The 12,055-nt window shown below is 51.7% G+C and carries 11 protein-coding genes; 7 read left to right on the plus strand and 4 right to left on the minus strand.

Translation table 11 applies throughout. From position 1 onward, the window contains the following. The first annotated feature begins 11 nt into the window (after positions 1-11). From NST04_RS11730 to NST04_RS11745, 4 genes are all read left to right on the plus strand, one after another. A complete protein-coding gene (locus tag NST04_RS11730; RefSeq protein ID WP_341184376.1) occupies positions 12-962 on the plus strand; it encodes a sensor histidine kinase in 951 nt (316 codons plus the stop codon). Next, positions 940-1,647 carry a response regulator transcription factor gene (locus tag NST04_RS11735; RefSeq protein WP_341184377.1) on the plus strand — a complete coding sequence of 236 codons (708 nt, stop codon included), beginning with the start codon at positions 940-942 and terminating at the stop codon, positions 1,645-1,647. Before NST04_RS11730 ends, NST04_RS11735 begins: the two co-directional genes overlap by 23 nt. Before the next feature lie 80 nt (positions 1,648-1,727). Next, the gene (locus tag NST04_RS11740; RefSeq protein WP_341184378.1) at positions 1,728-2,654 is read left to right on the plus strand and encodes an ABC transporter ATP-binding protein; all 927 of its coding nucleotides are present in this window, start codon (positions 1,728-1,730) and stop codon (positions 2,652-2,654) included. Continuing rightward, positions 2,647-3,408: an ABC transporter permease gene (locus tag NST04_RS11745; protein WP_341185226.1), complete on the plus strand. Its 762-nt coding sequence runs from the start codon at positions 2,647-2,649 to the stop codon at positions 3,406-3,408. The genes NST04_RS11740 and NST04_RS11745 overlap by 8 nt, the downstream gene beginning before the upstream one ends. 34 nt (positions 3,409-3,442) lie before the next feature. Here NST04_RS11745 and NST04_RS11750 read toward each other — a convergent pair whose 3' ends face one another. From NST04_RS11750 to nrdI, 4 genes are all read right to left on the minus strand, one after another. After that, complete coding sequence (locus tag NST04_RS11750) at positions 3,443-4,222, minus strand: alpha/beta fold hydrolase (protein WP_341184379.1); 780 nt, start codon at positions 4,220-4,222, stop codon at positions 3,443-3,445. An 818-nt stretch (positions 4,223-5,040) separates the two neighbouring features. Continuing rightward, entirely contained in the window at positions 5,041-6,000 is a 960-nt protein-coding gene (nrdF, locus tag NST04_RS11755; RefSeq protein ID WP_341184380.1) for a class 1b ribonucleoside-diphosphate reductase subunit beta, read from the minus strand. A gap of 36 nt (positions 6,001-6,036) precedes the next feature. Then, positions 6,037-8,121, minus strand: coding sequence for a class 1b ribonucleoside-diphosphate reductase subunit alpha (gene nrdE, locus NST04_RS11760; RefSeq protein ID WP_341184381.1), 2,085 nt, complete (start codon positions 8,119-8,121; stop codon positions 6,037-6,039). Next, positions 8,108-8,467 (minus strand): class Ib ribonucleoside-diphosphate reductase assembly flavoprotein NrdI, encoded by a 360-nt coding sequence (gene nrdI / locus NST04_RS11765; protein WP_036732265.1) that lies wholly within the window; start codon positions 8,465-8,467, stop codon positions 8,108-8,110. Before nrdI ends, nrdE begins: the two co-directional genes overlap by 14 nt. A 523-nt stretch (positions 8,468-8,990) precedes the next feature. Between nrdI and NST04_RS11770 the strand changes: the two genes are divergently transcribed. The 3 genes from NST04_RS11770 (at position 8,991) to NST04_RS11780 (ending at position 11,837) form a co-directional block, all read left to right on the plus strand. Beyond that, entirely contained in the window at positions 8,991-9,527 is a 537-nt protein-coding gene (locus NST04_RS11770) for an RNA polymerase sigma factor (protein WP_341150561.1), read from the plus strand. Further along, positions 9,524-10,675 (plus strand): hypothetical protein, encoded by a 1,152-nt coding sequence (locus tag NST04_RS11775; protein WP_341184382.1) that lies wholly within the window; start codon positions 9,524-9,526, stop codon positions 10,673-10,675. The genes NST04_RS11770 and NST04_RS11775 overlap by 4 nt, the downstream gene beginning before the upstream one ends. A gap of 136 nt (positions 10,676-10,811) precedes the next feature. Next, the gene (locus NST04_RS11780) at positions 10,812-11,837 is read left to right on the plus strand and encodes a LacI family DNA-binding transcriptional regulator (RefSeq protein WP_341184383.1); all 1,026 of its coding nucleotides are present in this window, start codon (positions 10,812-10,814) and stop codon (positions 11,835-11,837) included. Positions 11,838-12,055 lie beyond the last annotated feature (218 nt).

Below are 12,055 nucleotides of genomic sequence, written 5' to 3' on the forward strand. Positions count from 1 at the left end.
AATAAAACCATATGAGAGGAGTTGATCGTATCCTTATTGTTCTGGCAGGACTCCTGCTGCTGCTGATCGGCCAGACTGTCTACCTGCTGAATTACCGGGGACAGGTCAAGCAGATCAGCAGCCAGCTCTCTTTTATCATGGAGCACGATTCCCGTAAGCGGATAGTTACCCAACTGAAGCCGAAGGAGATCGGCAGACTGGTACAGGATTGCAACAACCTGTTAAGCCGACAGAGCGCGATGGGAGAACAGTTCAGCCGCAAGAATCAGGAGATGAATCTGGCGGTTACCAGTCTGTCGCATGATATAAGGACGCCGCTTACTTCGCTGGACGGTTATCTGCAATTGGCGCTGCGGACAGAGGTGGAGCAGGAGAAGGGGCGGTACGTAGAGCTTGCCCAGTCGAGAATACAGCAGATTATCAAGCTGGTGGATGAGCTGTTCCTCTATACCAAGCTGCAGAATCCCGAATACAGTCTCGAGCTGCAGCCCGTGGATGTTATGGAGGTGCTGAAGCGGAATCTGTTCACTTTCATTGATGCCTTCGCCGGATCGGAGAGTGAGCCCGAGCTACGGCTGCCGGTGCATTCTCCCCGGGTGATGGGGGATCTCCATGCGCTGGAACGAATCTTTACCAATATCATCGGCAACTATTTCATTCATGGCGAAGGCACGTTGGCCATAGAGGTTGAGGACAAGCAGGAGGTGCTGTGTATACGCTTCACGAACCGGCTTAAGGCAGGCAGCGGGGTGGATACGGAGAAGATATTTACCCGCTTTTACAAAGAAGATCCGTCGCGTACCCGGCATTCCTCAGGTCTGGGGCTCTCAATTGTGAAGGCGCTGATGGAGAAGATGAACGGTCATGCAGAGGCCGGGTGTACGGCGGATACTTTCAGCATACTGATCGGATTCTCAAAAAGGGAGGATGAGTATAGCCATGAGCATCCATCTCAAGGATAGCGGGCTTCGCAGAAGAATTCTCATCGTTGAGGATGACGAGCATATTAACGTAATTCTGCATGACGGGCTTACCTCCGCAGGGTATCAGTGCACCCAGTCCTATTCAGGCAGTGAGGGGATGCTGAATCTGGCTGAGCAGGACTACCACTTGATTGTCCTGGATCTGATGCTGCCCGGATTGTCCGGAGAGGCGTTCATGCAACGTTTGCGCGGGGAGCTGAAGTCCCGGATTCCGGTAATTGTCCTCTCGGCCAAGGATCAACTGGGGGATAAGCTGGATCTGTTCACGCTGGGCGCTGATGATTATGTGACCAAGCCGTTTGAGCTGGAGGAGCTGATTGCCCGTATCCATGTCCATATCCAGCGGACAGCTGGCGGTGAGCCGGTGAAGGAGTTCAGGCATAAAAATCTGGTGCTGGACTGCACGGCTTACAGTGTCAGGATTCATGGCAGCGTGCTTGCTCTGACCCGTCAGGAATACCGGATTGTCGAGCTGCTGGTCAGGAACCCTACCCGCGTATTCACAAAGCAGGATCTCTATGAGCTGGCCTGGGAGGAGATCTATCTGGGCGAGGACAAGACGATAACGGTCCATGTCAGCAATATCCGCAATAAAATCAAGGCGCACGACAGCGAAGCCTATATCGATACGGTCTGGGGCATCGGCTTCCGGCTGAGTCCATGATGAACTTTGAACTTTCTTAACCTTTTGTTAGCGAACTATTAGTCTTCATCCTGTTAACTTAGGGTAAGGAGGTGGCAGACATGACAGATTGCATTATTGAACTAAGCGGACTGACCAAGATGTACAAATCGAAAGCGGCGGTGCGCAGTGCCAATCTCAAAATCTACAGAGGGGAGATTGTCGGCATCATCGGGAAGAACGGTGCGGGCAAATCCACACTGCTTAAGATGATTAGCGGACAGGTGTATCCGACCTCGGGAGAGCTGCATTTCTTCAACCGTGCGGCGGCGGGGGACCAGTCTTTTTTTGAGCGGATGGGGGTGCTGATTGAGCAGCCCGGATTATACCCGAATGTCTCAGCCTATGAGAACCTGAAGCTGCTCGCCATCGCGTATGGCCTAAGTGACAGGGAGTTAACGATCGGGAAGCTGCTGAAGCTTGTTGGGCTGGACCCTAAGAATACCGCCAAAGTCAAAAGCTATTCCATGGGTATGAAGCAGCGGCTCGGAATCGCGGTGGCTCTGCTCGGAAGCCCCGATGTACTGATTCTGGATGAGCCGATTAACGGGCTTGATCCGCAGGGGATTGTAGAGATCCGGGAGCTCATCCTGGAGCTGAACGCAGCGGGCCTGACCATTCTGATCTCCAGCCATATTCTGGAGGAGCTATCGAAGATCGCCACCAAGTATGCCATCATCCATCAGGGAGAATTCGTCGAGGTGCTCTCCAAGGAACAATTGCAGCAGCGCTGTGAGGAACGGATCGAGATTAGCGTGGAGGAAGCGCGGGAGGCTCTACCGGTGCTGGAGCGCGAGCTGAAGATTACACAATATAAGGTGGTGGATAGCCGCACGGTCTATGTATACGACCGGCATATCCACATCCGGCAGATCGTTCAGGTGCTGGCGCAGCATGGGGTAATGGTGGATTCCATCGCAAGGCATAAGCAGAGCCTGGAGCAATATTTCCTGGAGCGCACGGAAAGTGCAGGTGAACGCCATGATTAACCTGTTCAAAATGGACCTGTACCGCTTCACGCGGAACAAGATTATGTACCTGCTGCTGCTTTTGTTCTGTGCCTTTCAGCTCTTTGGCATCTTCATGATGAAGCAATACGAGCAGCCGGTGGAGGGCCGTCCGATGCTCAGCAGCTTAACCGAGAGCGAATTCATCCAGTATACCATCTCGCAGCCGCCTTCCTGGATGCTGATTTATATTGCAGTGTTCACGATCTATTTCTACATGAGCGAGTGGAACTCCGGCTTCTCCAAGAACTATATCTCCATGCGGCAGGCCAGAAGCCACTCCGTCTTCTCCAAAATGGCGATTCTCTCGCTATTCGTGGCCATGATGTTCTTGACCCTGCTGGTTGCAGACGGAATCGCGAGAAAGCTGTTATGGGACCAGACAGATCTGGGGGAACCGGGGGCGTTCATTACATTGCTGGCGGGCCAATTCCTTCTGCACTGGGCGTTCTCGCTGTTGATTCTCTGTATAGCGATGGTTACACGGAACCTGTTAGTTAGCTTAACTGCCAGCATCGTTCTGGCTCTGAATGTGATCGGGATGGTGCTGGAGGCGCTGGAAAATCTGTTTACGGACATTCATTTGACAAAATATCTGCTGATCAACACCATTATCAGGGTGAAGGATTTAGGCAGCACGGCTGACCTGATTCATACGTTCGGAGTGGCTATTGCGGCGATTCTATTCCTAAGTTATTTTGCTGTCCGCTACAAAATCAGGGAGGATCTGAACTAGGGAGTGGAGTAATCATCACTCGGCGGCACCCGGATCAAATTTTTCTGCATTCCCCGGGCAGCTCCCCGCCCTGTATCCAGGCTTCGACGAGCTTATTGAACAGCTCAGGATTAGCCAGAGAGAGGCCGTGTCCCATCCGGGGAATCGCCACGCCCATGGAGCGGGGGTTGGCGGCCACCAGATCCCGGGCGGATTGCTTCATGACAGATTTCTCACGTTCACCTACAGTAACCAGTATCTTGCCTGAGGCCTCGCTGAACCCGGCTGGAATGCGGAACGACATATTCTCTTCCAGCACCCGGATCAGCGTCATTAGCTCCATCTGCCGGCTCTCTTCAACATACCGTTCCAGGTACTCCCCGCCCAGATAGAGCGTCTTAGCCTGCAGCTTCGCGAACCATCTGTACTTAATCAGCGGAAAAGACAGTCTGACCGCCGGTCTGATCAGCCTGCTGGCGGAGGGAATCGGCCGCACCAACGCGCTGTTGATGATAGCATAATCGATCAGCTCCGGCCTCATAGCCAGCATCTGAACCAGCACCTGTGCGCCCAGAGAGAATCCGGTAACAACAATCTTTCTTCCCTGAGCCCGCTCCTCAATAATGGATACAAGCTCCTCCGCACTGCTGCGGATCGTGAACTCCTTATCCTCCCGGCTGAACCCGTGCCCCGGCAAATCCGGGACCAGACAATGATAACCAGCGAACGCCGCCATCTGCTTCTCCCACATCCATCCGCTCACGCCCCCGCCATGCAGGAAGACCACCAGATAATCCCCATTCGGGTCTCCGTACTCCTGAATATGTATAGCCACTCCGCACACCTCATTCCTGTAAAAAGATCATCCCTACTCCTACGTCCCAGTAACAATATGGTCTCATAGAAACCACCTAAACTAGTAGGTTCGGTTTTCGACGCATACATTTGACCCTATGGTCTCATTGCAAATCCCATGCACCCTGATCAGGCACGGCAACCCTCAGCAAGCGAGCTAATATTAGGCTGATATTGCACCTGTTGCGGACTTCTAATCCTACATTCAAGTAAGTGATTGTATATCCTGCAATAGAAAACGCATAGCTGACCGTAAAAAGCGATTCTATTGTATTTCATACAGTAGAATGTTGTGTTTTGGGTGAAAATTGGCCCTTTTTCAAAATTCAATTGTACCGAATACAATAGATTCTATTTTGAAGGCTTTTTTACAGTATTCTAGTGTACAAAATGCAGTTGCTATCGTTCCAGCGCCTACAGCATCCAATGACTGCTATGAGAATGAGACGCTGGTTCGTTAAGAGCCGGTAATGGTGATATTCACAATAATAATTCTGATGCTGTACTAGCTTGGATGCCTCTCATAAAAAAGCCCCGGCAGCTTGTCCAAGCTGCCAGGGCTTTACCTCTACTATACAACAACCTAACATAAGTTGAATCAAAGAAAATAGCGAAAAGCAAGAAGGACCGGAGGGGAATTTTGGAACTGTAGGAGCGGTAGCGCCCGCCTTTGTATACGGATTTCTACCGCGAACAGCGGTCTAATCAGGAAATCTGTATACGGGCAGCGGCCGGAAGTCCAAATATTCGCCGGAGTGACGTCCGGGCTGTGAGCCAGGTTCTTCGATTCAGCTTATCTCAAAAATTAAAATCCTCATCCCGCAAAGGCTCCACATTCATCGCCCGCACATAACCATTCCCCTTCTTCGAGAAGAAGTCATGCTGCTTCGTGTGGGTGCTGATTCCGTTCTGCACGATCGGGTTGATCTCTTCCTCATCGAACAGCGGATCATGGCCGAGGTTCATCATCGCCTTGTTGGCGTTGTAGCGCAGGAAGGTCTTCACTTCGTCCACCAGGCCAATCGGGGCGTAGATCTGCTCGGTGTATTGCTCCTCGTTCGCGTGGAGCAGACGGAGCAGGCCGACCAGGGTCTCGTAGACATCGCTCTGGTCTTCTTCGGACAGCTCCTCGAAAATCTCCTGCGCCAGCACCCCGACATAGACGCCGTGGATGCTCTCATCGCGCAGGATCAGGTCGATGATCTCGCCGCTGCAGGTCATTTTGCCCTGTCCGGCCAGATAGAGCGGGTAGAAGAAGCCGCTGTAGAACAGGTAGCTCTCCAGCAGGACCGAGGCGGACATCGCCAGATAGAGGTCTTTCTTCGTCTCAATCTTTTGATAATACTCCGAGATCGTCTCCGCCTTGAACTGCAGGAACGTATTGTCCTCCACCCAGCGGAAAATCCCGTCAATCTCCTCCGTTGAAGCCAGTGTGGTGAAAATGCTGCTGTACGACTTCGCATGAATCTGCTCCATCATGCCCATGAAGCCGAGGACCGCCTTGCGCTGCAAGCCGTCCACATGCTCCATAATCTGCGGCATGCCTACGCCGCCTTGAATCGTATCCAGCAGGGTCAGTCCGCCCAGCACCTTCATATAGGAGTCCTTTTCAATCTCACTCAACGTGAGCCAGGACATTTTGTCATCGGATAGTGGTATTTCATCATCGGTCCAGAACTGCATAATATTCTGGTTCCAGAACATCAGCGAGAAATCGTCGTCGGGACGGTTCCAGTTCACCGCTTGGATTGCGCTCATAATCGTATCTTCTCCCTTTCTGTACCTGTGCCCCTCTTAGATGGAGCAGGCCAGGCATTCCTCGACAGACAATTTGTTGGTCCGGGTGTAGTACAGGGATTTCAGCCCTTTGTGCGCCGCATACAGGTAAGAACGGGCCAGCTCACGGGTGGTGACATCACTGTTCACATGCAGAACTGTTGAAATACCCTGGTCGATATGAGGCTGAATCTCCGCAATCAGATCAATGACCTTGAACTGGTCCATCTGGTAGGCGGATTTATAATAGAACACATTGTCCGGACGCAGGTAAGGCATCGGATAGTAGGTGGTCGAGTTGGCGTATGTGCGGGTCTCGATTTGCTCTACAATCGGCATAACGCTGGAGGTAGCATTCTGGATATAGGAGATGCTCGCAGTCGGCGCAATTGCCAGACGGTAAGCATGGTACAGGCCGTGCTTCATCACCTTGTCACGCAGCTCTTTCCAATCCTCTGTAGTAGGAATGTAGATTCCCTCGAACAGCTCCTGCGCTTTTGCCGTAACCGGACGGTAGTCTGTAGTCAGATAACGGTCAAAATATACGCCGCTGGCGTAGTCGGACTGCTCGAAGCCATAGAACGTCTCGCCGGTCTCGGCGGCAATCTCCATGCTTTTCTCAATCGAATGATAGTTCATCGTCATGAAGAAGGTGCGTGCGAAATCACGGGCCTGCTCACTCTCATAAGCGACTTTATTCTTGGCAAAATAACCATGCAGGTTCATTACGCCCAGACCCACGGAGTGCATTTCCTTGTTCGCCTTAGCCACGCCTGGAGCGTTGGATACCGTTGTCATATCGCTGACAGCCGTCAGTGCCAGCATGCCCTCATGTACGGATTCACGGATCTTACCGTGCTCCATCACGTTCACGATGTTCAGGGAAGCCAGGTTGCAGCTGATATCGCGGCGGATCTCGTCCTGCTGTCCGTAGTCATTAATCTCCGAAGTCTCCTGCAATTGAAAAATCTCGGTACACAGGTTAGACATCTTGATCTGACCCACACCCCGCAGGGCATGAGCAGCGTTGGCATTGCTCTTGTTCATAATATAGGGATAGCCCGATTCAAGCTGGATCATGGCGATCTTGGTCAGCATGTCGCGTGCGCTCATGGCGATTCTTTTCTTCACGCGCGGATCGGCAAGCAGAGTATCATACATGACGTCCAGATCCATGTCATCCAGGTGCGTACCATACGCCTGATAGACCGTGTAAGGAGCGAACACATGCAGCGGCTGATTATCCTGTGCGAGCTTGTAGAAGCGGTTAGGCACGATCAGACCGATAGACAACGTCTTCAGGCGTGTCCGTTCGTCGGCGTTAATCTTTTTGCTGTCCAGGAACTCCAGTACATCCCAGCCAAAAATATTATAATAAGCCGCGCCCGAACCCTTACGCTGGCCCATCTGGTCCGCATAGGAGAAGCCGTCTTCCATGAGCTTCAGGACAGGCATGATGCCTTTGGCCGCATCCTCAACACCCTTAATCGTCTCACCGCGCGAGCGCAGCTTGGACAGATTGACGGCAACGCCGCCCCCGATTTTTGACAGCTGCATGCAGGTATTCAGCACATAGTTGATCGAATTGAGCGAGTCATCCATTTCCAGCAGGAAGCAGGAGACCATCTCGCCGCGGCGGCTTTTACCGGCATTGAGGAAGGTTGGTGTCGCCGGCTGCAGGCGCTGTTCCATCATCGAGCGGGCCAGTGTGCGGGCGGTCTCCACGTTGCCCCGGCCCAAATGCAGAGCCACTACCGCTACGCGGTCCGGATAATGCTCCAGGTACTGCTTACGGTCATTGGTTTTGACGGCATAGTCGGTATAGAACTTGGAAGCCGCCATATAGGAAGGGAAGCGGAAATTATAGTCATGGGCGATCCGGTAGACATCCTCCATCTCAGCAGCGGAGTAACGGTCGTACAGGTCCTCGTAGTAATCATTGGCAATCATATAATCAATCTTGGCTTTGGTATCCGTGAAGGTCAGGCTGCGCCGCTCCACATCCCGCATGAACTCAGCTACCGCCTCCTGGTCCTTATCCAATTGGAAAAAGCCGCTTTCGTCTCTCTTCATCAACATGTTGTTCAGTTCAATATGCCGCAACCCGGTCCACCTCCTGTTTTATGCGTTGTACATCACCAAATGTTCCCGACAATTCAAACTTGCCGACCACCGGTACGTTGTAACGCTGTGCAATCAGATCTGCGCTGTGCGCGTATAGCTCACCCCAGTTTTTGTTGCCGCTCGCGGCGATGCCCTTCAGCCTGGAATGGTTTCGTTCAAGGAATGTTGATACCTTCTCTGGAATCTGTCCAAATCCGGTGGTGTATGTAACAAGCACGTAAGGCTCGTCGATCGTCATATGCTCTTCGATTTGAACTGCCGGAAGCTTCAGTTTATTAATGAATCTTCTAACGTTGCCGGTCTTGGAATCGTAAGCAATCAACATGGCTCCTAACCTCCTATAACATGTAGCCCATTCTACTTGACAAATAAAGAATAGCGGATTTACTAGATTTATGGGCTTAGCTCTTATATACACTATATTTAGTAATGCTTAATCATTTTATATACCATATATTGAAAAGTCAAGCGGTGAACAAGCCCTCACAGCCGCCCAAAATGCCTCTCCAAATCGCCAATCCCACGCCCCGCCTGCATTCTATTCTCTTATAATTAATTAGTATTTTTTTTAAGCAATTTGCGGGGCTGTGGAATGGTCCGAATGGGGCATTTGGAGAAGGGGAGGCGGCTATAAAATTTGAAAGCGCTCTGCCGTCGGCGGATGGAGTTTTGATGGCACTTCGTACATTAGACGCTGCTCCAATTTTTTGGGGGATCAGATCTGTTGTATTTTGTACACTTGATTTCAGCTAACAGGGGCTAATTGAGCAGATGCGTGCCCCAATATTTTCAATAACAGGGAACCATATCGGTCGGCAGGAGTCTTATTAGGTGAGAGGGGAGAGAACATGCAGAGTAAAGAACTAACGTATAGCATGACCTGTGCCTCATCGGTATCGCTGCGCGAGATGATGGAGACCTACGGGCAGGATGTATGGAATTATGCTTTTTTCTTAACCCGCAGCCGGGAGCAGGCGAATGATATCAGCCAGGAGGTATTCCTCAAGGCCTACAAGAGCATCGGCAAGTACCGGGGGCAGTCCACTCTGAAAACCTGGCTGCTCACCATTACCCGCAACACCGCGTTCAGCTTAAGGAAGAGCAGCTTCTGGCGGAGGTTCGTTCCGCTGGGCAGCCATCAGGATAAAGGGGGCGCCTTGTCCGCAGAACAAGAGGCTATCGGCAATCAGTACGCGAACCGCATCTGGGAGATCATTATGGAGCTGCCGGACAAGTACCGGGAGGTGCTGGTGCTGGACATTCAGCAGGATCTGTCAGTCGCTGAGCTGTCCGCGCTGCTTGGAATCGCGCAGGGGACGGTCAAATCCAGGCTCGGACGGGCCAGAATGAAAGTGAGAGCAGCGATGAAGGAGGAAGACCAGTGAAGACAAGACAAGAGCATGAGCAAGTGAAGGTGATGAGCGGGGAGAAGGACTGGTATAAGCAAGCCGGACGAAGTCCGCTTGTAGAACCGGGATTCACGCCACAGCTTATGGCGCGGATTGAAGAGGCTGCCCATGAATCCTCTAATCGTACAAGCGGCCGCCGCTTCAGCCGTATGGCTGCCTTCGGCGGACTGGCAGCCATCCTGCTGCTTGGCGCGCTGGTCTGGCCATTTGGCCCAGGGACCGGGCTTGATCCGGCAGGGAGGCTGGCAGCGGTCTTTAAGCCTGGCTCGGGAGCGGCTGTGGTTATGCCGGCGGTGTCACCTTCGGCTACGCAGAACGCTGCTTCACCAGCATCGCCGCAAGCTTACAACCCGCCGGTTGGTTCTGCAGAGTTCGAGCTTGGCGGAAGGAAGTATTACATGCCCTTATCGTTGGACAGAGACAAGACGCGTGCGCGTGCCGTTGAGACCAACGCCGGGATTGTCTGGTCGCCCCCGCCTCCGATGGTCAATTACAGCAAGCCCAAGTACACCCATCCTACGGAACCTTACACATTGTATCTTTCACCAAAAGGCCAGTCCGAGCTATCTGAAGCTACGGCTAAACGGATCTACACCTTACCGCTGTATGCAGGCGGTTCGCAGCGTTATTATGAGCTTACGGGGATCTGTGATGGAGGGGACTATATAGTGCTGGGTATCGGGACGATCACCTTGGGGAAAGGGATAGGAATGACACCTGAAAAGTTAACCGTTTTGAATTTAAAATCAGCCGCAGCAGGTGAAACAATAACCCCGCAGGAACTGTTAGATTTAAGCAGCTTAGGTGACAAATATTCCTTGTACAGATCCTTTATTGCTATTGATAAATATAATAGCGAGATGCTGCTTGTATATTACAGTGATGATAATAAGAATGGTTATGACATTCATGGCAGTCTGTACAATATTGCTACTGGAGCGGTACAGAATATAAACAGCAAAATCGGCATCGACGTTCAAGGCCAGCAGCAGACGGCAGTTTATGAAGTGAACGGGAAGAAACGGAAAGCGGATGTCATCTTGCTCCTCGGCCAGCAGTGGTATTATGATTGGTTTTATCAGGAACATGGACAGCAGATTGATCCTGCCAAGACTGGGAAGTGACGGGAGTTCCTAATTATTTTATGTGGATCTTATAGATAATTTACTAAAAAAAAGCTATACTTTTTGATAATCTCTCTAAGTAAACTTGGTTAATGTTTACTTCTGGAGTGCGATATCGAAGAGTGGAGCGGGATCAATGAAGAAGCTGACTATTGAGGATGTGGCCCAGAAAGCGGGCGTATCGAAAAGCACAGTCTCGCAATTTTTGAATAAACGGTTCAAGTATATGAGTGAGGCGACCAAAAACCGCATTGCCGAGGTTATCGATGAGCTGAACTACCAGCCCAACGGGCTTGCCCGCAGCCTCAAGCAGAACCGCACGCATATGGTTGGCATTATTGTAGCCAATATAGATTATTCACTGTCCATTCAGTGCATCCGGGCGATTGAGAATGAGCTGCAGCGCCACGGCATCCAGGTGATTATCTGCAACTCGGATGAGAATGCGGACAAGGAGAATACCTATGTAGAGACGCTGGTTGCCCGTCAGGTGGATGGCCTGATTATTTTCCCGGCGGGAGATCAGCCTGCGCCTTACACCCGATTAATTGAAGCAGAATATCCGCTGGTCTTCATGGACCGGCTGGTTGACGGCATTACGACCCAGAGCCTGCTGCTGGATAATGAAATGGCGGTGAAGACTGCTATCCGGGAGCTGACCACCCAAGGCCATGAAGCGATTGCAATTCTATCCCTGCCGCTTGGCGTACATGCGATTACCCCGCGCAAAGAGCGGATGAGCGGTTACAAAAAAGCGATGGAGGAAGCAGGTCTGCCGCTGCTAGATTCGTATATGCGTAGTGTGTCGCGCGAAGATATCGCTTCCGCAATGGATGAGTTGTTACAGCTGCCCCAGCCGCCGACCGCGCTGCTTGCCGCCAATGATCTGGTGCTGGGCGAGATTCTTAAATATGCGAACCGCAACGCTATCTCCATCCCCAGCCAATTGTCAGTGATCGGCATTGACGATGCAGAATTCGCCCGGATCTATAATCCCGATATTACTACGATCCGCCAGCCCGCCTACGAGATGGGGATGCAGGCAGCGAAGATCATGCTCTCTTTGATCAACGACACGGACGGCGCGATCCCCATCACCTACAGATTCCCGCCTTCCTTGCAGCAAGGCGATTCGGTGCAGCCTCCGGCTAAGCCGGAATAGCAACAGGCGGTATGAACGTCCCCATAAGGCTTTATTTTGCCCGGATGCCGGGAACCCTTACGGGATTGGAAAAGACCGGGAAACCGCTAAAAACCTTGATTATACAAGGATTTTAGCGGTTTTTTGATTTCCCCTTTCTGGACTTAACTTCTGCTATCTAACGAGCAAGTTATCTTGACGCCGGGCCGTAGCAGCCGTATGGTACAAGTGACAAGAAC

This window comes from Paenibacillus sp. FSL H7-0756 (assembly GCF_038006765.1).
Lineage (GTDB): Bacteria > Bacillota > Bacilli > Paenibacillales > Paenibacillaceae > Paenibacillus_AQ.